Here is a 25,490-nt window from a genome sequence, read left to right as displayed (position 1 = left end):
TAATAGGGCTATCTTACTTAGACTGCCCGCCAAGCTCAATTAAATAGCGAAATATGACCAAACAAACCGGATCTTTGTATGTTGTTGCCACACCTATCGGTAATTTAGCTGACATTAGCGAGCGCGCAATTGCTACGTTAAAGCAGGTTAGCTGTATCGCCGCTGAAGATACCCGCCATACCGGCAAACTGTTGGCGCATCTGGGCGTGCAAACCAGAACCCTGGCGTTGCACGATCATAATGAAAAGCAGCGCTCAGCCAGTATTATCGAACGCTGTCTGGCCGGAGAAGACCTGGCGCTCGTTTCCGATGCGGGTACTCCGTTGATTAGCGACCCGGGCTATAATCTGGTGCGGCAGTGTCGGGCAGCCGGGGTCAGGGTGGTGCCAATACCAGGGCCCAGTGCCGTTATTACGGCGCTGTGTGCCGCGGGCCTGCCAACCGACAAGTTTTTATTTATTGGTTTTCTGGCGGCAAAAAGTAGTCAGCGCCAGGCCCAGCTGGCGGCACTGCCGGCCGATGTTGGCACTATAGTCTGTTACGAAACCGCGCGGCGTATTCAGGCCTGTCTGGACGATGTAGCACTGGTGCTGGGTGCTGATCGCGAACTGGTGCTGGCGAAAGAGCTGACTAAAACCTTTGAAGCCTTTTGTCATGGTACGCCAGCGCATATTCAGGCCTGGCTTAACGAGGACCCGCAGCGCTGTCAGGGTGAAATGGTGCTGATGATAGCGTCAGAGCCAGCCAGAGCCGCCAGTGACATCAGTGAACAGGTGCAAAATACCCTGAAAATCCTGTTGGCCGAACTGCCGGTAAAACAGGCCGCCGCATTAACGGCGCAAATTCATAACGAAAAGAAAAATGCCCTGTATAAGCTGGCTCTAGAATGGGCTGGCAGTTAACGTCGTTTCACGTATAATGCGCGCTGAGTTGGCCAAGACAATCGCTGCTTGCGCAAGCAAGGGGAGGAAAGTCCGGGCTCCACAGGGCAGGGTGCCAGGTAACGCCTGGGGGGCGTGAGCCTACGACCAGTGCAACAGAGAGCAAACCGCCGATGGCCCACGCAAGTGGGATCAGGTAAGGGTGAAAGGGTGCGGTAAGAGCGCACCGCGCGACTGGCAACAGTTCGTGGCACGGTAAACTCCACCCGGAGCAAGATCAAATAGGCCCTCTATGGCGCGGCCCGCGTTGAGGGCGGGTAGATTGCTTGAGGCTCAGGGTGACCTGAGTCCTAGAGGAATGATTGTCACTCTGGCAACAGAGCACAGAACCCGGCTTAATGGCTAACTCACCTAATAACCACAGAACCGCGCTGAGCTTTTGCTCTTCGCGGTTTTTTTATAACCTGTTGCCGGCTGCTGCCAGAAAAAAGCCCGCACAAGGCGGGCAAAAGGTACCAGGAACAAGGTAAGATCAAAGGTCAGTACCAACTGACAATTCAGGATGAATTGGCTTGGCAATTGTGGGCAATAAAGTCGGCATGACCTGGCATTTCAGCAACACTATCCGCCACTTGCTGTTGCAACATGGCTAACTGTGCGTCTAACTTCGCGGCTGGAAATTGATCTGCCAGCGGATGATAGCTTTCCGGAAAAATGCCCTGGCCATTCAACACGGATAGCCAACTAATTTCACTGAATAACTCATTATTTTCCCTGAAAATTCTGCCTGTTTGACGATATAACTGAATTTTATCTTTCAGACTATCCGGCACTTTCATTGTACGGCAATAGCGCCAAAAATCAGCGTCTTGCCGCTCATTCGCTTTGTAGTGCAAAATAATGAAATCGCGGATCTGCTCCATTTCAAGGCTGCTATAGCGGTTGTAGGTATCAATGGTTTCAGCAGCAAAGCTTTTATCCGGAAATAAGCTGAGCAGGCGGGAAATAGCCGACTGGATCAGTTGGATACCGGTAGACTCCAGCGGTTCCAGAAAGCCTGCTGATAGCCCGATAGCGACACAGTTTTTTTTCCAGGGCTCACGCCTGCGTCCGGTTTGCCAGCGTAACAGGTTCGGCTCAGCTAGTGGGGCTCCAAGCATGGTGTTATGCAATACTCGTAATGCTTCGTCATCGTCAACATAATGGCTGCTATAAACATGGCCATTACCTACCCGGTTTTGCAACGGTATTCGCCATTGCCAGCCGGCAGCCTGAGCAATAGATTGGGTATAGGGTTTTGGCGCTTCTGTTGCAGCACAGGGTTGAGCAATAGCGCGATCACAAGGCAGCCAGTGGCTCCAGTCCTCAAAACCGGAGTGGAGTGCTTTCTCAATAATTAATCCTTTGAAGCCTGAGCAATCGATGAAAAAATCAGCCTCAATCTTTTGGCCATTTTGCATCAGCAACGCCTGTACAAACCCGGTAACAGGGTCAAGTACTACATTTTGCATCCGGCCTTCGCTCCGCTTCACCCCTCGTTGCTCAGCAAACTTACGCAAATAATCAGCATAGGCAACCGCATCAAAATGAAAGGCATAATTTACCTGCCGTGGCGGAGCACCGGCACGTTTCAGAACAGGTATAAATTTACCAGCGCGAGCTGCCATCGCTTCAAGACAATAGTCTTCCAGCGGCCGCTGACAACCGTGCTTTAACCAATAATGATGAAAAGGTACACCTGCCATATTGGCACCATAAGGGCCAAATGGGTGCAGATAAGCAGTACCCGGTTTGTACCAGTCTATAAACTCAATACCTAACTTAAATGTGCCCTGGGTATGACGAATAAAGTCCATCTCATCCAGGCCAAGCAAATGATTAAACGCTCTGATTTGTGGGATGGTTGCTTCACCCACAGAGACTGTACCAATACTCTCGGATTCAACCAGTTCAATCTGGATGGATTGTTCAGCAAAGACTTTCGAAAGCGCGGCCGCAGTCATCCAACCTGCGGTGCCGCCACCAAGAATACAAATCCGTTGAATAGCACTACTGTTATTTGTCACAAATGGCCTCCTGTTTGCCAGGCCAGGATACATAATTAAATCTGTCGGAGAAGCCGACAGTCAGGTTCTTGAAGCATAAAATAAGCGGCCTGAGGCCGCTTATTTGCTGCGGTGTTTACCATACCACCCTGGCTACTTCTGAACTAGCCTTCAGAAGGTATACTTAGCCAGTAAGGTAAACGCCCGGCCTCTTGGATCAGCCACCCGCGGATCAAACGCAGCACCAGGTGAGAAATCGTTCTGGTGAGCAGTGAATGGTGGATCTCTGTCAAACAGGTTCTTGATACCGAAGGTTAACTCCAACTGATCCAGACCCTTGTAAGTTACACTGTAATTGTAAGTTGTGTAACTTGTCACCACTGGATTCCAGTTAGCAGGACGGGTATTTCCTGAAGCAATTCCAGGTGGTACCTCGTCTAAGTAACTGTCCCGGAACATCTGGATTAGATTATGCGTCCAGTCTCCGCGGCTCCAGTTAAACGACACAGTATGTTTCCAGCGCAGCGGGATATTGCCCCGGCTGTGTGTTCCTACCAGGTTGTCGCCAAATTCTGCGTTTGGAAGAATGCGTTTACGGTCTTCAATCAGGTAGCTACCATTGAAAGACAGCCCCCATCGTCCATCATACAGCTCGCCATTGAACATGGCATTGACTTCCACGCCTGATGTCTTGCGCTCACCGGCATTCACCCAACGTCGATCAATGGTGAGCAGGTTGCCGCTGCTATCGCGGATAAAGTTGTCTTCAAATAATTCGAAGTTATCAATCAACTCATCAAAGCTAAGGGTTTGAATCGTGCCCTCTTTATTGATTTCCCAGTAATCCACCGTGAAAGTAGCGCTATCAACAGGTGACCAAACCAGGCCAATATTTGCCTGATCGGATTCCTCCGGGCCCAGGTCTTCTTTTCCGCCAAACAGCATGGACGGTTGCAATGGTTCGGAACAATTCGGATCATCCGGATTTACCTGGCCACCCGGACAAAGAGCCGGGTCAGCAAAGTCAAGTCCGGTATATGGCAGTTCTGATACACCGTTATACAGCTGGTTGAAGGATGGTACCCGGAATCCGGTGCTGTAGGCAGCGCGCAACATCAAATCCTCGGTTAAATCATATTTCACTGACACCTTCGGATTGGTAGTGCCACCAAACCCATCATAACGGTCATGACGCACCGCCAGGTTTACTTCAAAGTCATAGGTGACGGGGATCAGTGCTTCTACAAACAGCGCCTTAATGTTGCGGCTTACGTCATCCAGCGCATTGGCATCATCAAACGGGGCACCGTAAATTGTAGGCCGATTATCGGCTGCACGCCTGTCACCCTGGAATTCATAACCTTCCCGTCTGAAGTCAAAGCCTGCAGCGACCATTACCTCACCACCCGCTAATTCCCAACCTGAACTGCCACTAATCAGACCGTCAACCTGCAGCATGGTGGTTTTACCGCCGAACAGAATAGTACCTTCAGCAGACGCTCGATCTAAGGCAGCCATACCAGCACTGCTTTGTGACTGACCCGCCAATAAAAACGGGTTGATATCACCACTGCCAAGCCCTTCAGCCAGCAAGCCGGTAAAGTGATAACCTCTACCCAGCTCTGACTCCGCTTCACTGGAAGCATAAGAAACACCTAGCTTGTAATCCCACTTATCGTCAAACAACATCCCTTCCAAACCAGCTAAAAGCCGGTATGCCTTGGTGGTCGTTTCAATTTCACGCGGGCCGCAATCCACACAACGCCAGCGATAAGCAATAGGTGCGCCGCGATTGATTTGCTCTTCACCATAATGATCTGCTAAGGCATTGGCGATGAAATCATAAGACTCACCCGTGCTGGGATAAAACCCCTCTACACCAATGGCCCATGGCGTGATTTGGTTTGGTTCAAACACCTTATTGCTGGTGACATGAGAGCCAACCACCTCCACAAAGGCTTCATCACCATTTTCCAGCATGAAGGAGCCTCTGGAAACAAGGTTTAAATTCTCAACCGGCTGTTGCAGCACTGAGGCACGTGGGTAATCCCAGGCACAGCTGAAAATTTCATTGGAACGATTCCATAACGCGCCGGTATCGACGTCCATACCATCACCACCGGCTGCACAACCAGCCTGACCGGGCAATGCCAGAACATTCATAACGGTTTGGGACAAGCCCGTTTCCGGATCAACCAGGCCAGTCCCTATCAGGTTGTCAATTGAGCCTGGACGGTTATTTATTGAAGCAAACGGCGTACCCCGGGTATCAGGTGATAAACCACGCTCTGGCTGGAAAGTATTGGTAAAATCGCGATCGGTTCCGCGCAATATTTCAGCTTTGCTGTAAGACAGGCTGGCCATCAAATTGTAGCCATCCTCGTATAAATCACCGGTTCCGCCTAACATATTTAAGCGGTATATATTACCACCGCCGTCCTGTGTGTGATCAATGAAGGTGGAAGCCTGCAGGCCGTCATAGTTTTTCTTAAGAATAAAATTGATAACACCGCCAATCGCGTCTGTACCATAGACGGCCGAAGCACCATCCCGCAGTACTTCCACTCGTTCGATGGCTTCAAAAGGAATGGAGTTTAAATCTACGGCACGGCCCTGGATACCATGGGTTGCTACCCGGCGTCCATTTAGCAGAACCAGTGTAGAGTCCCGTCCTTGCCCCCTTAAATTGGCACTGGATGCGCCATTGTTGCCGCGTTCTTCGCCACCAACAATACCTGCATTACTGGCAAGGTTATCATTTGAGTTAGCGCCGATATTCAGGTTAAGCATCAGCTGATCAACGTTGGTAATACCTGCTGAGTCAATGTCAGACTTCGAGATAACCGTCAGTGGCAAAGCACCTTCCATATTGTGGCGTTTTATGCTGGAACCTGTCACTTCAATACGTTCAATTTTGGCGTCTGGGTCCGTTGTGTCAGATTGCGGAGGATTATCCTGCGCAAAAGCGTGTGTGCTAAGGCCGGCTAGGGTGAGGGCCTGAATAAGCTTGGTCAACTTCATCACTGTCTCCTGGATTTGCAGTTGTGTCTTATTATCGCTATCCGTTAGTCGGGTTCTGAACGCCCGTTTTTATCGCAACTGGCAGATGTTTATTTTCTGCACAAAATTAACATAGCAATAATTTTTTGGTTTTGAAAATAATTTATGCTAAAAATTACTATTAATTGGAATATTTGATTCTATTTGCAGCTATTATAAAAGTCAGTTGGCATTTTTTTGGTGCTGATAAGAGGGTGAAATGAAGCTAGGTTATTGGTTAATAGTGCTTTTATTCCTGGGTGGCAGCGGTGTTCAGAGAAATGTATATGCTGAGTCAGATATTCCTATGTTAAAAACCGATCATTTAACGGCTGACTACTGGCTGGCAAAGGTGGCAAATGCCAACACGGTGCTGTTAACGCAACGCCAAATCAGTGCCCGCAATCAAGATACCTTTGGCCGTCAGCCTGAAATGACACTGCTGGCAGATTTACCGCAAAGCTTAGCGGCAGCTGTTTTAGCTGAGAAAATAACCAGCGCCAGCGCGTCGCCCGGCCAGCCGCGTTTTTATGCCGATGGCACAGCAGTAACAGCTGCCCAGTGGCAGCGCTACCAACATAATCTTAATATTGAGGCAGTGCAGGCTGACAACCCGGTGCAGTTTGGCCTGGTGGTAAAGCGCACGGATTTACGCAGCATGCCGACTGCAGACCGGGTGCACAATGAGAATATGGCGCTGGATTTAGATCGCTTTCAGGAAACTGCCTTGTTTCCGGGCGAAGCGGTCGCGGTGCTACACCAAAGCCGTGATGGCAAGTGGCTGCTGCTGCAGAATTACCATTACACCGGTTGGGTACAGGCAGAAGATGTTGCAATTGGCGACCGGCAGCAGGTGCTGGCATACAGCGAACAAACGCCTTTCCTGGTGGTTACCGGTGCCCGGGCACGCACCAGCTTCACGCCGGCTGTACCGGCCATTTCAGAATTACTGCTGGATATGGGCAGCCGCTTACCACTACTCACTACTAAAAATACCGGCCACAATGTGCACGGCCAGAACCCGCATGCCAGCCATATTGTTAAATTGCCGGTACGGAACAGCGATGGCAGCCTGGATTTTACCCCGGCGTTAATTGCCCGCCAGCAGGATGTCAATATCGGTTACCTGCCGTATACACCGGCCAATGTGCTGCAGCAGGCGTTCAAGTTTCTCGGTGATCGCTACGGCTGGGGCCATGACTATGACAGCCGCGATTGCACCGGCTTTATTATTGAAATTTACCGCAGTTTCGGTTTGCTGATGCCACGTAACTCCGGCCAGCAGGGCGAGGGCAGCTATGGCGACAATATCCGCTTTACGGCAGATAACAGCCACAGCGACAAGCTGGCGGCGATCAGTGAGGCCAGCGCCGGTGACTTAATTTACCGGCCGGGTCACGTCATGTTGTACCTGGGCAATGATAATGGCGAGCCCTTTGTCATTCATTCAGTGCATGAGTTGGCCTATTTTCGTGAACAAAACGCTGAACAAGACGCTGCTGCAACGCCTGAGCTGTATCAGGGCATTTTAAATGGGGTGGCGGTAACACCGTTAACCCCGCTGCAGCTGACGGCTGACAGCAGTTATCTGGATAAAATATACGCAATTAAATCGTTGCGTTAACCGAGGCACCTATGAAAATTACCGATATCCGGCTGGGCATGCTTACCATACCGCTGAAAACGCCCTTTAAAACGGCGTTGCGTACCGTACAGCAAATTGAAGATGTAGTGGTAATGATAGAAACCGACACCGGCCATATTGGCTATGGTGAAGCGCCTGCCACGGCGGTGATTACCGGTGATATTCATGGCTCGATAATTGATGCTATTAAAAGTGTGTTAAAGCCCAAACTGGTGGGTCAGCAGATTGCCGATTTAAACCATATTATCCGCCTTATTCAGGGCGCTATTATGAAAAACTACAGTGCCAAAGCAGCGGTGGAAATGGCGGTCTATGACTTATTTGCCCAGCTGTATCAGGCGCCTTTGTACAAAATTCTGGGTGGTGGCGTACCAAAAATAACGACAGATATTACCATCAGTGTCGACTATATCGACAAAATGGTTGCCGATTCCCTCAGTGCCATCGACCGCGGTTTTGAAACCCTGAAAGTGAAAGTGGGCAAAGATATCGGGGTGGATATTGAGCGGGTGAAAGCCATTTATGCTGCTGTCGCCGGCAAGGCATTAATCCGGCTGGATGCGAATCAGGGCTGGACCGCCAAAGAAGCCGTGTATGCGCTGCGTAAACTGGAAGATGCCGGGGTGCGGCTGGAATTAGTAGAGCAGCCGGTTAAAGCGTATGACTTAGAAGGCTTAAAATACATTACTGAGCGGGTGCATACCCCGGTCATGGCCGACGAAAGCAGTTTTGGCCCGCGCGAAGTAATAGAACTGATAAAAATGCGTGCCGCCGATATTATCAATATTAAGCTGATGAAAACCGGTGGGATTGCCAATGCCATTAAAATTGCCGATATCTGCTCGTTTTACGATATGCAGTGCATGATAGGGTGCATGCTCGAAGGCAGTATCAGCGTGGCGGCGGCGGTGCATGTGGCGGTAGCCAAGTCAGATGTCATTACCAAAATTGATTTAGACGGGCCGTCGCTCTGTGCCTTTGATCCGGTAACCAGCAGTGTCAGCTTCAATGACGCTGACATTACCATTGGTAATGCGCCGGGGCTGGGGATTACTGCCATCGATGGCCTGAAAATGCTGTCCTGATTTATTAGTGTTGAGTGCTTAGTGTTTAGTGTTTAGTGTTTAGTGTTTAGTGTTTAGTGTTAAGTGTTGAGTTATGAGTTATGAGTGTTGAGTTTGCTGCTGCAAATCAGGGCTTTTCCAGCAGGCCCATTAACTCGGTACTTTCGGTCAGCGCCAAATCGTTATTCTGCCAGTGGCATAGCTGCAAATACAGCATATGACACAGATGCTGCTGCGCCAGCTGGGTTAAAATCGGGTTTAACCGAATATCTTCTTCGGCACTTAAGGTAAACAGGGTAATGTCGGCCGCCAGGCTCTGGGCATTGGTTTTATAGCTGGTAAGCGAGATAATTTTCAGCTGACGGCTTTTGGCATAATGTTCCAGTTTTAATAAGTCACTGTTCTGGCCGGAATCAGATACCAGCAGTAGCACGCTGGTGTCGGTTAGACTGCGGGCCAGTTGCAGCGCCAATGCCGGGTCGGCATGATGCAACGCCAGTTTCCCCAATTGCAGCAAGCGGAACTGCATGTCTGCAACCACTATTGCTGACTTGGCAAAACCAGCCAGCAGTATTTTATCGGCGCTTTGCAATAAACGCGCTGCCTGCAGCAGGGTTTTCTCATCGTTAATGGTCAGCAAGGTCCGCAAGTGCTGTTGCAGGCTGAACTGTAACTGTTCGCCAATTCCGAGCAAGCTGCCGTCATCGTTATTTTTATCGGCCTGATCCCGGTTCAGCGTGCTGGCTGTTACCACTGCTTCGTTGATCGCCAGCTTAAGGTCGGGGTAACCTTTATAGCCCAGCTTCTGACAAAACTTCACCACGCTGGACTGGCTAATACCCACAGCATCAGCTAATTGCTGCGAGGAGTAATCGCGCAGCATATGAGAATTGTCCAGAATAAACTCGGCCAGCTTGCGCTCAATAACCGACATCTGGTCCAACATGCCACGTATCTTCAGTAAACTCAGCATAGGCGGTGGTCTTAGGCTCAACCGGCTTACTTGCCGGTTATAAAAAATTAGTTATGCGATATGTAAATTTATATTGAATAATTTATTCAGCAATAGCAAGTTTTCTGCTGAAAAAGCCGGCATTGCTAAATTAATTTTTGCCGGGCCGGCTGATAATCCTTACTGCATTCACCACTTTTCCCCACCAAAATCATCAACTTCAACCGAGCGCCCGATTCTACTGGATCTCTATCGATCATCAGACTCGGTTTTTACCTTGACATTGGTTAAAGCAGAGCCCTAAACTGTATCGTTGTGGGGATTTGTGGGTAATTGTGGATCATTTTGGAATTTTCCAATCGATTCAGGCTGGCGCTGCGCTGAAAATCGCAGGCCGCTTAACCAGGCAGATAAGTTATGTTTCGTGGGTCATTTACACTGACATTGGATGATAAGGGACGGTTAGCGCTACCAGCGCGTTACCGGGAAATCCTGTTGTCTGAAAATCAGGGGCACTTGATCTGCACCATCGACTTGCATGATCCCTGCTTATTATTGTATCCGCTGGCAGAGTGGGAAGAAATAGAAGAAAAACTAAAGTCTCTGTCCAGCCTGAACCCGCAGGAACGCCGCCTGCAGCGTTTATTACTGGGTAACGCCACTGACTGCGATATGGATAAAAGCGGCCGTATTTTAGTACCGGCACCGCTGCGTCAGCACGCTGGCCTGGCCAAGAATATCCGGTTGGTAGGTCAGTTGAACAAATTTGAAATCTGGGACGAAGCCGCCTGGCATGAGCGCTTAACCGCTGATATTGAACTGGAACAAGCTCAGGCCGGCACCGTTGAATTATCTGAACGATTACAGGACTTTGTACTGTAAATGACTAGCCACGCTCATATCTCTGTCTTGCTGAAAGAAGCAATTGACGGACTCGCAATAAAAGCCGACGGGGTATACCTGGACGGTACCTTTGGTCGTGGCGGCCATAGCAGGGAAATTCTGAATTTACTTGGCCCGCACGGCCGCTTATTCGCCATAGACCGCGATCCCGCCGCCATCGCTGCTGCAGCCCCACTGCAAGCTGATGCGCGTTTTCACATCACTCACACCCCCTTTGCCGCCCTGGCAACCGTAGCTGAGCAACAACAGCTCAGCGGCAAACTTGACGGCATTTTGCTGGATTTAGGCGTGTCTTCCCCGCAACTGGATGACGCCGATCGTGGTTTTAGCTTTATGCGTGACGGCCCGCTGGATATGCGGATGGACCCCAGCAGTGGTTTATCGGCCGCCCAGTGGCTGGCGACAGCTGATGTCGAAGATATCAGTTTTGTACTGCGCGAATATGGCGAAGAGCGGTTTGCCTGGCGGATTGCCCAGGCAATAGTGGCGGCGAGGGTGGAGACGCCCTTTAGCCGCACTGCGCAGCTGGCGAAACTGATTAGCGACAGCGTGCCGAAAAGCCATAAAGAGAAAAAGCATCCTGCCACCCGCAGTTTCCAGGCCATTCGTATTTACGTTAACAGCGAACTGGAGCAGGTCAATCTGGCATTGCATGCCGCCATGAAGGTGCTGAAGCCCGGCGGTCGGCTGGTGGTGATCAGCTTTCACTCGCTGGAAGACCGGCTGGTTAAACAGTTTATGCGGCGTTATTCCAAAGGCGAACCGGTACCCCGTGGTATGCCGCTAACTGACGCGCAGTTGTCGAAGGCTATTCCGTTGAAACTGATCGGTAAAGCTATTATGCCGTCCGAGGCCGAGCTGGCTGCAAACCCGCGCGCGCGCAGTGCTGTGCTGCGGATTGCGGAAAAACAGCTGATAGCAGAGGGGCCGGCGCAATGAGTCAAATTCAGCTGGAACGTTTAATCAGTCAGGACTGGCGTCAGCATAAGCTGGCCGGTGTGCTGTTGCTGGCTTGTATTGTTTCAGCATTGGCAGTGGTGTATCTGGCTCATTTAAACCGCCAGCTGACCATTGCTCAGGATACCTATTACCAGCAACGCGATCAGTTAGACACCCAATGGCGCAATTTACTGCTGGAGCAACGATCGCTGGCCGAACACAGCCGGGTGGAGGATATCGCCAGACGGCGCTTAAATATGCAGCGACCCAGTGGTGAGCGGGAAATTATGGTGAGGCCGCAATGACAGCTAAACCACGTAAAAGCCAGGCCAAAGCCCGCCAGTATCCGTCAGTGATTAGCTGGCGTTTTGCGTTTGTAATGGTGATGCTGACCTCGGTATTTTTTGCTTTGCTGGCCCGGGCTGCCTGGTTGCAGGTGGTCGAGCCTGACATGCTGGTAAGTCAGGGCGACCGCCGTAGTTTGCGGGTAGAAGCCGATACAGTAATGCGTGGCATGGTGTTCGACCGCCATGGTGAAGCATTGGCAGTAAGTGTGCCGGTCGAGGCTATCTGGGCCGACCCTAAAATTGTTATCGAGCGCAATGCGCCGGGTGACGAGCGACGCTGGCATGCACTGGCCGACATTATGCAAATGACCCCGCAGCAATTGCTGAGCCGGGTGGGTGATGATCCGAAACGGCGCTTTGTTTATTTACAGCGCCAGGTTAACCCGGCTGTGGTCGATTACGTTAAAAAGCTGAAAGTGCCCGGTATTTACTTCCGCCAGGAATCGAAACGCTATTATCCGGCCGGCGAAGTGACCGCCCAGCTAATTGGCTTTACCAACGTCGACGATGTTGGAGTGGAAGGAATAGAAAAGCGCTTTGATGCCTTGCTTACCGGCACTGCCGGTCGCAAGGTATTCCGTAAAGATGCCAAAGGCCGGGAAATTGAAGTGCTGGAGCGGCAGGACGCCACCATGCCGGCCAATTTACAGCTAAGCATTGATCAGCGAATTCAGACAGTAGCCTACCGCGAACTGAAAAAGGCGGTGTTATCCCATGGTGCTACCTCAGGCTCGGCTGTGGTGGTTGATGTGGCGACCGGTGAAATTCTGGCAATGGTCAACAGCCCGTCTTTTAATCCGAATAACCGGCGCAACACCCCGGTTCACCGTTTTCGCAACCGTGCTGTTACCGACACCTTCGAACCGGGCTCAACCATGAAACCGCTGGCGGTATTAAGTGCGCTGGAATTTGGCAGCGCCACCCTGGATACCGTGGTGGACACGCACCCGGGTACCATGCGGATTGGCGGCAGTTGGGTGCGCGACCCAAATAATTATAAAGAGTTGGATTTAACCGGCATTATTCAGAAGTCCAGTAATATGGGCGTGGCTAAACTGGTACTGGACATGCCACACCAGCACGTGTTGGCCTTGTATAACAATATGGGACTGGGTGAAGAAACCGGCCTGGGCCTGGCCGGTGAAAGCAGCGGTATTTTCAGTTACCGCCAGCGCTGGTCGGACTTTGAACGCGCTACCTTTTCTTACGGTTATGGTTTGTCGGTTACTGCGGTGCAACTGGCCCGCGCTTACGTCACCATGGCCAACGGCGGCGTTAACCGGCCACTGAGCATAATTAAAAATAACGAGCCATATCCGGGGCAACGGGTACTGGCAGAAAAACATGCGCTGGCCATGCTGGAAATGATGGAAGCGAATATTGGCCCGGGCGGCACCGCAACCCGGGCGCAGGTTTACGGCTACCGGGTTGGCGGTAAAACAGGTACTGCCCGCAAAGCTATTGCTGGTGGCTACGGTGACGATTACATCGCCTCGTTTGCCGGGGTTGGCCCGGTGTCAAACCCACGTATTGTCACGGTAGTGGTTATCAATGAACCTGCCGGTGATTTTTATCACGGTGGTGAAATAGCCGCGCCGGTATTTGCCAGTATTATGGGCGCCAGCCTGCAGTTACTGAATGTTACGCCCGATGCCGATACCGGCCCGGCGCTTATCAGCCGTGCAGGAGGCCGCAATGTCAACTAACCAGCTGCATTTATGGTTGCCTGAACTGGCTACCCAGGTTGCTGACCGGCCGCTGCGGCATTTACAGCTGGATAGCCGCCAGGTAACAGCGGGCGATGTGTTTGTCGCCCTGCCGGGTACCCGGGAGCACGGTAATAAGTATATTGACCAGGCGCTGGCTCAGGGGGCAGCACTGGTGCTGACCGATAGTATTGATGCTGAGCATCCGCATGCGCAGGATAAAAGCATAGTGGTACTGCCTGATCTCGTGGCGCAAATGCCCCAGCTGGCCGCGCGGTTTTATCAGCTGCCACAGCAACAGCTGCAATTGGTTGGCGTTACCGGTACCAATGGTAAGTCCAGTACCAGCTGTTTTATCAACCAGTTAGCAGAGCAATGTGACACCCCGGCCGCGGTAATTGGTACCCTGGGTTACGGTCACTGGCAGCAGCTAACACCATTGCTGAATACCACACCGCACTATATTGAAGTGCAGCGTATTCTGGCTGAGTTTGTTGAACAACAACGACAGCTAGTGGCGATGGAAGTATCGTCCCATGCTCTGGTGCAGCAACGGGTAGCTGGCTTGCAGTTTCAGGTGGCGGTGTTTACCAATTTAAGCCGCGATCATCTCGATTATCATGGCAGCATGGCAGAGTATGGCCAGGCGAAAAGCTTGCTGTTTCAACCTGATATAAGCCGCTGTGCGGTGCTGAATGTCTCGGATCCATTGGGTAAGTCACTGGCCATTCGTAACGATATTCCGGTATGGGCGTATGGCAAAGCTGAAGATTGTCAGGCTTACGCCCGTTTTCTGGGCTACCACCAGCTAACCGCCACCGAACAGGGTTTTCAGTGTTTATTAAGTAGCCAGGCTGGCGAACATAAACTGCACTTACCGCTGCTGGGCGAATTTAATATTCAGAATGCGTTGGCGGCTATCAGCAGCTTACTGGCGCTTGGCTATGACTTAACAGAACTACTGCACGCTGCCAGCAGCCTGCAGCCACTGGCAGGCAGAATGGAGCAGTTTCCATTCAGTCATGGCGTTACCGTGGTAGTCGATTACGCCCATACGCCTGATGCCTTAAAGCAGGCACTGCAAGCGTTACGTCAGCATTGTGGCGGCCGGCTATGGTGCGTATTTGGTTGTGGCGGCGATCGTGACAAAGGCAAACGGCCATTAATGGGCCAACTGGCGCAGCAGTATGCTGATCACTGCATTGTTACCTCAGATAACCCACGCAGTGAAGCGCCGCTGCAGATTTGTCAGGACATTGCTGCCGGCATGCAGGACGCTGATTTTTATGATAATTACCGGATAGAACCGAACCGCCAGCTGGCCATTAAACTGGCGCTGGCCAGCGCCCAGCGCGGGGATGTGATCCTGCTGGCCGGTAAAGGCCACGAAACCACCCAGATTATCGGGCACGAACAACAACACTATGATGAGCGTGCTTACGTGCGGCAACTTATGTCGGAGATGGCATTATGATAACGCTAAGCTGTGCAGAAATAGCCTCCTTGTTACAAGGGCAGTTAATTGGTGACAATCATCCAATCAGCGACGTCAGTACAGATAGCCGAACGATAAGCCGTGGTGCGCTGTTTATTGCCTTAAAAGGCCCGAATTTTGATGGCAGCCGTTTTGTTGCCGATGTTATGGCTAAAGGGGCTGCGGCAATCGTGGTCGACCGGCCGCTGGATTGTGATATCAGCCAGATAATAGTGGCCGATACCCGCCAGGCTTTAGGTCAGTTAGGGGCCGCAATTAAAGCCCGCTTACAGCCGAAAACCATAGCGGTAACCGGCAGTGCCGGTAAAACCACGGTCAAAGAAATGCTGGCGGCGATACTGAGCCGCTGCGGCCAGGTGCTGGCCACCCAGGGTAATTTTAACAACGATATCGGCGTGCCATTAACCCTGCTGCGCTTAACAGAAAAAGACCAGTATGCCGTGATGGAGCTGGGTGCCAACCATGCCGGCGAGATTGCTTATACTACCTCGCTGGTGAAGCCCGATGTCGCCATTATTACCAATGCCGCTGCCTCACATCTGGAAGGTTTTGGCGATACGTACGGTGTGGCCCGGGCAAAAGGCGAGATTTTCTCAGGTATCGCAGATGGCGGTATTGCCATTATGCAGCACGACAGCGAGTTTACCGAATACTGGCGTAACCGTTGTAAGCATTTAAAAATTATCAGCTTTGCCAGTGACTACAAAACTGACAGTGACGCTGACAACAGCACGGCCGATATCCGGGCTGAGCAAATCAGCTTAAACAGTCAGGGTTGTGCTCAGTTCAAGCTGATATATGGCAGCGACGAGGTACTGGTGCAGCTAAACCTGCCGGGTAAGCATAATGTCGCTAATGCTCTGGCTGCGGCTGCCGCTGCGGTAGCGGTGGGCGCCAGGCTAAGTGATGTACAGCTGGGGCTGGCACAGATGGCGGGCGTTAAAGGCCGCACCAATATTATTGAACTGAACCCGCAAATTAAGCTGATTGACGACAGTTACAACGCCAATGTTGAGTCGGCAAAAGCGGCAATCGATTTACTGGCCAGTTATCCGGGTTACCGGGTGTTACTGTTGGGTGACATGGCTGAGCTGGGTGCCAATGCCCGTTTATACCACGAAGAGATTGGTTTATACGCCAAACATGCCGGTATTAATCTGTTATTCACCCTGGGTGTGTTATCACAGAGCGCCAGTGACTTGTTCAACGGACAAGGCTCGCATTTCAGCTCGCGGCAGTCGATGTTAGACCGGCTGATACCGCTAATTACAACCCAGCAAAGTGTCACCATACTCGTTAAGGGCTCTCGTAGTGCGAAAATGGAGTTAGTCGTGCAGGACTTGCTAGAAAGATGTCAGCAGGAGCGTAGCCCATGCTAGTGTGGTTAGCCGAATATTTAACCCAGTATTTTAGCTTTTTTAATGTGTTCAGCTATCTGACCTTCCGGTCAATTCTGGGCGTGCTAACGTCATTATTTTTAAGTTTATATTTTGGCCCGATCCTGATAGCCCGCCTGCAGAAAATGCAAATTGGCCAGGTGGTACGGGGTGATGGCCCGGAAAGCCATTTTTCGAAAAAAGGCACCCCTACCATGGGTGGTTTGCTGATCCTCGGCGCTATTCTGGTCAGTACCCTGCTATGGGCGAACCTCAGCAACAAATATGTCTGGGTCGTATTGTTTGTATTAGTCAGTTTTGGCGCTATCGGCTTTATCGACGATTACCGCAAAGTTATCCGTAAAGATTCGAAAGGTCTTATCGCCCGCTGGAAATACTTCTGGCAGTCGGTTTTTGCCATTGTCACCGCGCTGTTTTTATATATGACGGCTGAGCGTCCGGCCGAAACTGCCTTGTTACTGCCCTTTTTTAAAGATGTAATGCCGCAACTTGGTCTGTTGTTTCTGGCGCTGAGTTACTTCGTTATCGTTGGCACCAGTAATGCCGTTAATCTGACTGATGGTCTGGACGGCCTGGCAATCGTGCCTACCATTATGGTCGCCGGTGCCTTTGCCATTATTGCTTATGCCAGTGGCAACGTTAACTTCGCCGGCTATCTGAATATTCCTTATCTGCCCTATGCCAGCGAGCTGGTAGTACTGTGCGCCGCAATAATCGGCGCCGGCCTGGGTTTTCTGTGGTTTAACACCTATCCGGCCCAGGTTTTTATGGGCGATGTCGGCTCGTTAGCACTGGGTGCGGTACTGGGAGTGATTGCCATTTTAGTCCGCCAGGAAATTGTGCTGTTTATTATGGGCGGCATTTTTGTGATGGAAACCGTGTCGGTGATTTTGCAGGTTGGCTCTTATAAGTTGCGCGGCCAGCGGATCTTCCGGATGGCACCTATTCATCATCACTATGAATTAAAAGGCTGGCCAGAGCCGCGGGTTATTGTCCGCTTCTGGATATTATCAATCATTTTTGTGCTGGTGGGTCTGGCGACCCTGAAACTGAGATAACTGATGCAAACTAACCTTAACGCCAAACGCATAGCGGTAGTGGGGCTGGGCCTGTCGGGTCTGGCCACAGTACGCTTTTTGCTGGCGCAAGGCGTAAAACCAGTACTGATGGACAGCCGCAGCAAGCCTGCCGGGCTGGAGCAGATTGCCGCCGACAAAGTGGACGGCATTTACCTGGGTGAGTTTGACGCTAACCGTCTGGCCCAGATGGACATGATTATTGTCAGCCCGGGGTTGGCGTTAAGTCACCCCGCCATTCGCTTTGCTAAAGGGCAGGGCGTGGAAATTGTTGGCGATGTTGAGTTGTTTGCCCGCTTTAATAACAAACCGGTTATCGCCATTACCGGCTCTAATGGTAAGTCGACTGTTACTACCCTGGTTGCCGAGATGCTACAGCAAAGCGGTATTAAGGCCGTGGCTGCCGGTAATATTGGCCTGCCGGTGCTGGATGCGATACGCCAGCAAGACGTTGACGTCTTTGTGCTGGAACTGTCCAGCTTTCAGTTAGACAGTGTAACCAGCCTGCACAGCCGGGCCAGTTGTTTACTGAATGTCAGTGCCGACCATCTGGATCGTTATGCCGATATGGCAGCTTACACTGCATCAAAACAACGGGTTTACCAGCACACGCAGCTGGCAGTGTATAACCAGGCCGATCCGTTAACCTATCCGGGTGCTGCGGCTGGCGATGCTCAGCCAGTAGCGATAAGCCTGGATGATGCCGACTACGGCATTACAGAATTAAAAGGTCAGCAATGGCTGAACGTAGCCGGCGAACCGTTGTTGCCGGTCAGTCAGCTGGCCATTACCGGCAGCCATAACCAGTTTAACGCCCTGGCAGCAGCGGCCTTAGCGCTGAGCGCAGGTGCCAGCCGGCAGGCAATTTCCCGCACTCTGCAGCAGTTTACCGGCCTGGCCCATCGTTGCCAGCTGGTACTGGCACACAAGGGTGTTCGCTGGGTCAATGATTCGAAAGCAACCAATATTGGTGCCACCCTGGCGGCGATTGCCGGCCTGCGGCCTGAGATCAGCGGCAAGCTTATTCTGATTGCCGGCGGCGATGCCAAAGGCGCTGATCTGAGCGAATTACAACCGGTACTGCAGCGCGATGTCAGCCATCTTATTACTCTGGGGCAGGACGGCCCGGCGCTTGCCGCGCTGCATCCGCATGCCATTCAGGTAAAAGATTTAACCGCCGCGGTGCAACAGGCAGCCAAACTGGCCCAGAGTGGCGATATGGTGCTGTTATCGCCGGCTTGTGCCAGCCTGGATATGTTTAAAAGTTATGCACAGCGCGGTGAGCTGTTTGCCAAAGCGGTGAAGGAGCTGAAATTATGAAACAGCTAACCTTAACCGGATGGCAAAATGCCTGGCAAAACCCGTGGCAAAGTATCAGCAATTTATGGCTGCGCGATGATAACGCTGCTTACGATAAACTGTTTTTAACCCTGCTGATGCTGATCCTGGCTATCGGCGTAGTGATGGTCACCAGCGCATCAATGCCGGTGGCCGAGCGGTTATTTAATAACCCGCTGCATTTTACCATTCGCCACCTGGTTTATCTGGGCATCGGCCTGACCCTGGCGGTACTGGTGCTGCGGGTACCGGTAAGCTGGTGGCATCGCGGCAATATGTGGTTGCTGCTGCTGGGCCTATTGTTGCTGGTAGCGGTGCTGTTGTTTGGTCGCAATGTTAACGGCAGTACCCGCTGGTTGTCGCTGGGGCCGATTGGCTTGCAGGCGGCAGAGCCGGCTAAATTATTCTTTTTTGTTTATCTGGCCAGTTATCTGGTACGCCGGCATGAGGAAGTGCGGGACAACCTGAAAGGCTTTTTAAAACCTTTAGCGGTACTGTTTTTGTTTGCGGTACTGCTGCTGATGCAGCCTGACTTAGGCACCGTTATTGTAATGTTTGCCACTGCAGTAGCGCTGCTGTTTTTAGCCGGTGCCAAAATCTGGCAGTTCCTCTGTTTAATGGCGACCGGCATCATGGCGATTGGCGTGCTAATTGTTTACAGCGAATACCGCTGGAAACGGGTAACTGCGTTTCTTGACCCTTGGGCTGATCCCTTCGGCAGTGGCTACCAGTTAACGCAGTCGTTAATGGCGTTTGGCCGGGGTGGCTGGTTTGGTCAGGGCCTGGGCAACAGTATTCAGAAACTGGAATATCTGCCTGAAGCCCATACCGACTTTATTCTGGCGGTTATTGCTGAAGAAACCGGCTTTGTCGGCGTGGCAGTGCTGATGACGCTTATTTTTGTGCTGGTGTACCGGGCGCTGTGGATTGGCCAGCGTGCGCTAGCTAAAAAATTGAGTTTTCATGGTTTTATGGCTTATGCGCTGGCTATCTGGATTGGTTTTCAGGCTGCGGTAAATGTTGGTGTAGCGACCGGTGCGCTGCCTACCAAAGGGTTAACCCTGCCATTTGTCAGCTCCGGCGGCAGTAGCCTGGTGGTTATGCTGATTGCGGCAGGCCTGTTATTACGAATTGATTTTGAAGTGCGCCTAAAAGGTAAACATGCGCTAAGCGGAGGCAAAAATGGCTAAACCGCTGGCATTGATTATGGCAGGTGGCACCGGTGGCCACATTTTCCCGGCGCAGGCTGTGGCTAACGCCTTGGTTGCAGAAGGCTGGGATATTGCCTGGCTGGGCAGCAGTGACCGGATGGAGGCCCAGCTGGTACCGGGCTTCGGCTGGCCATTCTACGGCATCAAGGTTGCCGGCCTGCGCGGTAAAGGCCTGGCCAGTAAACTGAGCGCACCCTGGATGGTGTTAAAAGCGCTGTGGCAGGCGGTGAAGGTAATCCGCAAGCTTAAACCAACTCTGGCGCTGGGTTTTGGTGGTTATGCCAGCGGCCCTGGTGGCCTGGCAAGCTGGCTTAGCGGCACGCCGTTACTTATTCATGAACAAAATGCGGTGGCCGGCAGCACCAATAAATTGCTGGCCCGGCTGGCCAGGCAGGTGTTGGTGGCTTTTGACAGTGCTTTTACAGGCAACAGCAAACGGCAGCTGGTGGGTAACCCTATCCGGGCTGAATTATTGCAATGCCGGGCTAATCGCCAGCCAGGCAGCAGTCTGAATATATTAATAGTGGGTGGCAGCCTGGGGGCCCGGGCGCTGAATTTGGCGCTACCGGCTCAGCTTACTGAGCTGGCCAGGGCTGGCAGTATTGCTGTGCGCCATCAAACCGGCAGTGCGATGCACGACGAAGTAGCTCAGGCTTATCAGCCACTTAGTGCGACCGGTTGTGAAGTGGACGTCAGTGCATTTATTGACGATATGGCGGCGGCGTATCGCTGGGCCGATGTATTGATTTGCCGCGCCGGCGCCCTGACAGTCAGCGAAGTGGCCGCTGTTGGCGTGGCTGCTATTTTTGTACCATTACCGGGTGCGATTGATGACCATCAGACCGCTAATGCCCGGGTACTGGCCGACCGTGACGCTGCGGTATTACTGCCGCAGCAACAATTACAGCAACAGGGTGTGCAGGCGATAATCCAGCCCTGGTTAACCGATAAAACGCCGCTGCAGCAAATGGCGCAGCGTGCCCGTAGTCTGGCGACTGAAGATGCAGCGGCTCATATTGCCGCGCTGTGCCGGCAAGTAACAGGACAAGTAGTATGATTACCACCCTGCAACATAAAAAACAGGCCATGCGCCGGGTAGAGCGGATCCACTTTGTTGGCATCGGCGGCGCCGGTATGGGCGGTATTGCTGAAGTATTGTTGAATGAAGGGTATAAGGTCACCGGTTCCGATCTGGCATCCAACCCGGTAGTTGAACGTTTGGTATCATTGGGTGCGGAAGTGAAATTTGGCCACCACGCCAGTCAGATAGACGGTGCCAGTGTGGTGGTGGTATCCAGCGCCATTAAAGCCGCTAACCCGGAAGTCGCTGCGGCCCTGGCCCAGCGTATCCCGGTGGTGCGCCGCGCAGAAATGCTCGGCGAGCTGATGCGGTTTCGCCATGGTATTGCCATTGCCGGCACCCACGGTAAAACCACCACCACCAGCTTGCTGGCGTCTATTTTCGCCGAAGCGGGTACCGACCCGACCTTTGTGATTGGTGGTTTACTTAATTCTGCCGGTTCTAACGCCCGCTTAGGTGCCGGCCGCTATTTAATTGCTGAAGCAGATGAAAGCGATGCATCATTCCTGCATTTGCAACCGATGGCGACGGTAATTACCAATATCGAAGCCGACCATATGGACACCTATGAAGGTGACTTTGAAAAACTGAAGGACACCTATCTGGAGTTTTGCCATAACCTGCCATTTTATGGCATGGCAGTGGTGTGTATCGACGATAAAGTACTACGTGGCCTGATCCCGTCAATCGGCCGCACCGTGCTGACCTATGGTTTCAGCGACGATGCAGATTATAAAATTACCGAATTCAGCCAGCAGGGTACCCGCAGCTTCTTTGTGATTACTGACCCTGCCGGCAACCAGCGCGAAGTGCAATTGAATTTGCCGGGTAAACACAACGCCTTAAACGCCACTGCAGCTTTTGCACTGGCTGCAGATGAAGGGATCAGCGAGCAGGCTATTCTGGCTGCGCTGGGTAAATTTGAAGGCATTGGCCGGCGTTTTCAGCAATACGGTGAGTTTGATACCGGCCGTGGCAAAGTGCTGTTAATTGACGACTATGGTCATCACCCGACCGAAGTGGCCGCCACTATTGCTGCCGTGCGCAGTGCCTGGCCTGAGCGCCGGCTGGTCATGGCCTATCAGCCACACCGCTTCAGCCGCACCCGCGATTTATACGAAGATTTCACCTCGGTGCTGTCCAGTGTCGACAAACTGTTATTGCTGGAAGTGTACTCTGCCGGCGAAGCGCCGATTGCCGGCGCTGACAGCCGCAACTTATGTCGCTCTATCCGGGCCCGCGGCCAGTTAGAGCCGGTATATGTGGCAGAACCGAAAGCGCTGGCCGGGGCGCTGGCCGAGGTACTTGAAGATGGCGATATTGTGCTGACCCAGGGCGCCGGCAATATTGGTACTTTGGTGAAAGAGCTGGCTACAACCCGGCTGGATATTAACAAATTAAAGCAATTGTCGGAGGGTGCAGCATGAGCAACTTTGGCAAAGTCGCCGTGATGTTTGGCGGGCATTCTGCTGAACGTGAGGTGTCGCTGCGCTCTGGCAAAGCGGTACTTAGGGCCTTGCAGCAGGCCGGTGTAAATGCCGTAGCCTTTGACCCGGCCGAACAACCGTTAACCGCGTTAATGAGCGAGGTAAAAGCGGAGCGGGTATTTATCGTGCTGCATGGCCGTGGTGGTGAAGACGGTACCATGCAGGGCGCGTTGCAGTTGCTGGGCCTGCCTTACACTGGTAGTGGTGTGCTCGGCTCCGCGTTAGCGATGGATAAAATTCGTTGTAAACGCTTGTTTTTAGCGCAGCAGCTGCCGACAGCGCCGTTTGCCGTGGTCCATAACGACACTCTCGACTATGCCGAATTACTGGCAGAGCTGGGCGGCAAAGTAATGGTTAAGCCGGCTAATGAAGGGTCCAGTATCGGCATGAGTGCAGCCTGTACTGCAAATGAGTTAGAGCAGGCTATTGCCGCCGCGCTTAAATATGACAGCGAAATTTTGGTCGAGCGCTGGATCAACGGTCGTGAATTTACCATTTCGATTCTGGGCGATACGGTGCTGCCGATTGTGGAAATGCGCACGCCGCGGGCTTTTTATGATTACGAAGCCAAATATCAGGCCAACAGCACCGAGTATTTATGTCCGGCGCCGTTAACCGCGGAGCAAACCGCCGCTATGCAAACCGATGCCCTGGCCGCCTTTAAAGCCGTCGGCGCCTCCGGTTGGGGCCGGGTTGATTTAATGCTGAATGAGCAGGGCGAACATTTTTTACTGGAAGTGAATACTGTGCCGGGCATGACTGAAAAGTCGCTGGTACCGATGGCGGCAAAAGCCGCCGGTTTAAGTTTCAGCGAGCTGGTACTTCGCATTTTGCAGCAAACCCTGCCAGACACAACAAAAGTGCAGGAGCAGTAATATGAGCTTGCGTCAGTACTTTCAGCAGTTAACCGACAGGCAGCAACTAAACCACAGGCCCGGTTTTATCGGCGGCCTGCTGTTTTTTGTGTTGGCACTGGCGCTGCTGACCTGGGGCGGTATCCAGGTCCATGGCTGGCTGCAAAGCCAGCAGGGCGCACCAATAAAACAGGTGCGGTTATACGGTGATTTTCAGCATATTCAGCAGCAGGCTTTGCAGCAACAGCTGCAGCAGGAATATGTTGGCAATTTTTTTCGGGTGGACGTTGATCAGGTGCAGCAGTTCCTGCAGCAACAACCTTGGGTGTATCAGGCAGCCGTGCGCAAACAATGGCCTGACACCCTGGTGGTGGTTGTCACAGAGCAGCAGCCGGTCGCAGTCTGGAATCAGCAGCACTTGCTCAATAATAAAGGGGAGTTATTTATCGCCCCGCTAAGCGAGCTGATCCCGGCCTTGCCCCGGTTGCACGGCCCCGAGGGCAGTGAGCAGGATGCCCTGACAATGTTTCGCCATATGCAAGCGTTGCTGCGGATACATCAGTTTAACGCTGAGCAACTGTGGTTAACCGAGCGTTTTTCCTGGCGCCTGCAACTGCAGGACGGCCTGGCGCTGCAGCTGGGGCGGCAGGACACCATGAAACGCTTGCAACGGTTTATTGAATTATACCCGACCATGAAAAATCATCGGGAACAGGCATTAGCTGAAGTCGATCTGCGCTATGACACCGGCATTGCCGTGCGTTATGCCAATACGGAGCCAAAGAGAAAAGCATGACAAAGTCGATAGAACGAGATCTGATAGTAGGGCTGGATATCGGCACCGCTCAGATTAAAGCCGTAGTAGGCGAAATAACCCCGGACAACCGGCTCAGTATTGTCGGCGTGGGTACTCATGCCTCGCGGGGTATGGATAAAGGCGGCGTTAACGATCTGAATCTGGTGGTGCAGGCGGTACAGCGGGCCATTAACGAAGCCGAGCTGATGGCTGACTGTCAGATTTCGTCTGTCTATTTAGGCATTACCGGGAAACATATCCGCTGCCAGAACGAAAGCGGCATGGTGCCGATTAACGATACTGAAGTTACCGCTGACGATGTGGCCAGTGTTATTCATGCGGCTAAGTCAGTGCCTATTTCGGCTGAGCGACGCATGCTGCATGTATTGCCACAGGAGTTTTCGGTCGACATGCAGGAAGGCATTAAAAGCCCGGTAGGCATGTCCGGGGTAAGAATGGAGGCCAAGGCCCACATTATTACCTGTGCCAACGATATGGCAAAAAACATTGAAAAGTGTGTTGAGCGTTGTGGCTTACAGGTTGATCAGCTGATTTTTTCATCGCTGGCCTCCAGCTACGCGGTATTAACCGACGATGAAAAAGAGCTGGGTGTTTGTGTGGTCGATATGGGTGGCGGCACCATCGATTTATCGATTTATACCAATGGTGCCTTACGCCATACCGCCGTTATTCCGGTGGCCGGCAATCAGGTTACCAGCGATATTGCCAAAATTTTCCGCACGCCGATAAGCCATGCTGAAGATATAAAAGTGCAGTACGCCTGTGCCCTGCGCAGCATGGTGGGCAAGGAAGAAAGCATTGAAGTACCCAGTGTTGGCGGCCGGCCGGCGCGGTCAATGTCGCGTCATACTCTGGCCGAAGTTATCGAGCCGCGTTATCACGAATTGTTCGAGCTGGTGCTGGAAGAAATTCGCAGCTCTGGTCTGGAAGAACAAATTGCCGCGGGCTTAGTGCTAACCGGCGGTACTTCAAAAATGGAAGGCGCAGTCGAGTTTGCCGAAGACGTGTTTCAGATGCCGGTGCGGGTTGGCCAGCCGATGCATGTCAGCGGTTTAAAAGAATATGTACAAGACCCGGCCTACGCCAGCGTAGTCGGGTTGTTGCTGTATGGCAAGGATGTCCGGGCCCAGCAAAAGAATGCGGCACTGAGCCGCGACCCAGTTAGCAGCATGCTGAAGAAAATCAGCAGCTGGTTCAAAGGTGAGTTTTAAAG

At 52.2% G+C, this 25,490-nt stretch carries 20 protein-coding genes and 1 other RNA gene; 18 read left to right on the top strand and 3 right to left on the bottom strand.

The genetic code is table 11. The annotated features are described in order from the left end of the window. Positions 1–53: 53 nt before the first annotated feature. Together rsmI and rnpB are read left to right on the top strand one after the other, a co-directional pair. Positions 54–902 (top strand): 16S rRNA (cytidine(1402)-2'-O)-methyltransferase, encoded by an 849-nt coding sequence (gene rsmI, locus CRO03_RS17880; protein WP_097113042.1) that lies wholly within the window; start codon positions 54–56, stop codon positions 900–902. A 24-nt stretch (positions 903–926) separates the two neighbouring features. After that, positions 927–1,295: RNase P RNA component class A (gene rnpB / locus CRO03_RS17875), an RNA gene on the top strand. Positions 1,296–1,438: 143 nt separating this feature from the next. Here the strand turns inward: rnpB and CRO03_RS17870 are convergent. Continuing rightward, positions 1,439–2,947 (bottom strand): tryptophan halogenase family protein, encoded by a 1,509-nt coding sequence (locus CRO03_RS17870; protein WP_212682451.1) that lies wholly within the window; start codon positions 2,945–2,947, stop codon positions 1,439–1,441. A 150-nt stretch (positions 2,948–3,097) separates the two neighbouring features. Beyond that, the gene (locus CRO03_RS17865) at positions 3,098–5,947 is read right to left on the bottom strand and encodes a TonB-dependent receptor domain-containing protein (protein ID WP_097113040.1); all 2,850 of its coding nucleotides are present in this window, start codon (positions 5,945–5,947) and stop codon (positions 3,098–3,100) included. A 238-nt stretch (positions 5,948–6,185) separates the two neighbouring features. Here CRO03_RS17865 and CRO03_RS17860 point away from each other — a divergent pair, with 238 nt between their 5' ends. Beyond that, complete coding sequence (locus tag CRO03_RS17860; RefSeq protein ID WP_097113039.1) at positions 6,186–7,589, top strand: SH3 domain-containing protein; 1,404 nt, start codon at positions 6,186–6,188, stop codon at positions 7,587–7,589. Positions 7,590–7,600: 11 nt separating this feature from the next. Then, the gene (locus CRO03_RS17855; protein WP_097113038.1) at positions 7,601–8,695 is read left to right on the top strand and encodes a dipeptide epimerase; all 1,095 of its coding nucleotides are present in this window, start codon (positions 7,601–7,603) and stop codon (positions 8,693–8,695) included. 106 nt (positions 8,696–8,801) lie between these two features. On the opposite strand, the gene CRO03_RS17850 is transcribed toward CRO03_RS17855, so the two are convergent. Beyond that, the gene (locus CRO03_RS17850) at positions 8,802–9,647 is read right to left on the bottom strand and encodes a MurR/RpiR family transcriptional regulator (protein WP_097113037.1); all 846 of its coding nucleotides are present in this window, start codon (positions 9,645–9,647) and stop codon (positions 8,802–8,804) included. A 396-nt stretch (positions 9,648–10,043) separates the two neighbouring features. Here CRO03_RS17850 and mraZ point away from each other — a divergent pair, with 396 nt between their 5' ends. Genes mraZ through ftsA form a run of 14 tightly spaced genes read left to right on the top strand, consistent with a single transcriptional unit; the run spans position 10,044 to position 25,488 of the window. After that, entirely contained in the window at positions 10,044–10,508 is a 465-nt protein-coding gene (gene mraZ / locus CRO03_RS18480; protein ID WP_019677036.1) for a division/cell wall cluster transcriptional repressor MraZ, read from the top strand. After that, on the top strand, positions 10,509–11,468 hold the full coding sequence (gene rsmH, locus CRO03_RS17840) for a 16S rRNA (cytosine(1402)-N(4))-methyltransferase RsmH (protein ID WP_097113036.1): 960 nt from the start codon (positions 10,509–10,511) through the stop codon (positions 11,466–11,468). It begins immediately after the preceding gene. Then, positions 11,465–11,773 carry a cell division protein FtsL gene (gene ftsL / locus CRO03_RS17835; protein ID WP_097113035.1) on the top strand — a complete coding sequence of 103 codons (309 nt, stop codon included), beginning with the start codon at positions 11,465–11,467 and terminating at the stop codon, positions 11,771–11,773. The genes rsmH and ftsL overlap by 4 nt, the downstream gene beginning before the upstream one ends. Then, a complete protein-coding gene (locus CRO03_RS17830) occupies positions 11,770–13,521 on the top strand; it encodes a penicillin-binding transpeptidase domain-containing protein (protein ID WP_097113034.1) in 1,752 nt (583 codons plus the stop codon). The genes ftsL and CRO03_RS17830 overlap by 4 nt, the downstream gene beginning before the upstream one ends. Further along, positions 13,511–14,995, top strand: coding sequence for a UDP-N-acetylmuramoyl-L-alanyl-D-glutamate--2,6-diaminopimelate ligase (locus CRO03_RS17825; protein WP_097113033.1), 1,485 nt, complete (start codon positions 13,511–13,513; stop codon positions 14,993–14,995). The genes CRO03_RS17830 and CRO03_RS17825 overlap by 11 nt, the downstream gene beginning before the upstream one ends. Continuing rightward, entirely contained in the window at positions 14,992–16,395 is a 1,404-nt protein-coding gene (locus tag CRO03_RS17820; RefSeq protein ID WP_097113032.1) for a UDP-N-acetylmuramoyl-tripeptide--D-alanyl-D-alanine ligase, read from the top strand. The genes CRO03_RS17825 and CRO03_RS17820 overlap by 4 nt, the downstream gene beginning before the upstream one ends. Further along, positions 16,389–17,471 carry a phospho-N-acetylmuramoyl-pentapeptide-transferase gene (gene mraY, locus CRO03_RS17815; protein WP_097113031.1) on the top strand — a complete coding sequence of 361 codons (1,083 nt, stop codon included), beginning with the start codon at positions 16,389–16,391 and terminating at the stop codon, positions 17,469–17,471. Before CRO03_RS17820 ends, mraY begins: the two co-directional genes overlap by 7 nt. A gap of 3 nt (positions 17,472–17,474) precedes the next feature. Beyond that, the gene (murD, locus tag CRO03_RS17810; RefSeq protein ID WP_097113030.1) at positions 17,475–18,809 is read left to right on the top strand and encodes a UDP-N-acetylmuramoyl-L-alanine--D-glutamate ligase; all 1,335 of its coding nucleotides are present in this window, start codon (positions 17,475–17,477) and stop codon (positions 18,807–18,809) included. Beyond that, positions 18,806–20,017 (top strand): cell division protein FtsW, encoded by a 1,212-nt coding sequence (gene ftsW / locus CRO03_RS17805; protein ID WP_097113029.1) that lies wholly within the window; start codon positions 18,806–18,808, stop codon positions 20,015–20,017. Before murD ends, ftsW begins: the two co-directional genes overlap by 4 nt. Next, the gene (gene murG / locus CRO03_RS17800) at positions 20,010–21,095 is read left to right on the top strand and encodes an undecaprenyldiphospho-muramoylpentapeptide beta-N-acetylglucosaminyltransferase (RefSeq protein ID WP_097113028.1); all 1,086 of its coding nucleotides are present in this window, start codon (positions 20,010–20,012) and stop codon (positions 21,093–21,095) included. The genes ftsW and murG overlap by 8 nt, the downstream gene beginning before the upstream one ends. Next, positions 21,092–22,546: a UDP-N-acetylmuramate--L-alanine ligase gene (murC, locus tag CRO03_RS17795; protein ID WP_097113027.1), complete on the top strand. Its 1,455-nt coding sequence runs from the start codon at positions 21,092–21,094 to the stop codon at positions 22,544–22,546. Before murG ends, murC begins: the two co-directional genes overlap by 4 nt. After that, the gene (locus tag CRO03_RS17790) at positions 22,525–23,481 is read left to right on the top strand and encodes a D-alanine--D-alanine ligase (RefSeq protein WP_425427030.1); all 957 of its coding nucleotides are present in this window, start codon (positions 22,525–22,527) and stop codon (positions 23,479–23,481) included. The genes murC and CRO03_RS17790 overlap by 22 nt, the downstream gene beginning before the upstream one ends. A gap of 1 nt (position 23,482) precedes the next feature. Next, positions 23,483–24,256, top strand: a complete 774-nt coding sequence (locus tag CRO03_RS17785) for a cell division protein FtsQ/DivIB (RefSeq protein ID WP_170949054.1) — start codon at positions 23,483–23,485, stop codon at positions 24,254–24,256. Next, positions 24,253–25,488, top strand: a complete 1,236-nt coding sequence (ftsA, locus tag CRO03_RS17780) for a cell division protein FtsA (RefSeq protein ID WP_097113025.1) — start codon at positions 24,253–24,255, stop codon at positions 25,486–25,488. Before CRO03_RS17785 ends, ftsA begins: the two co-directional genes overlap by 4 nt. Positions 25,489–25,490 lie beyond the last annotated feature (2 nt).

The organism is Arsukibacterium tuosuense, from assembly GCF_900215315.1.
GTDB classification, from domain to species: Bacteria; Pseudomonadota; Gammaproteobacteria; order Enterobacterales; family Alteromonadaceae; genus Alishewanella; species Alishewanella tuosuense.
Note: the sequence above shows the minus strand (reverse complement) of the source record. Positions and strands in the feature narration are given on the sequence as shown.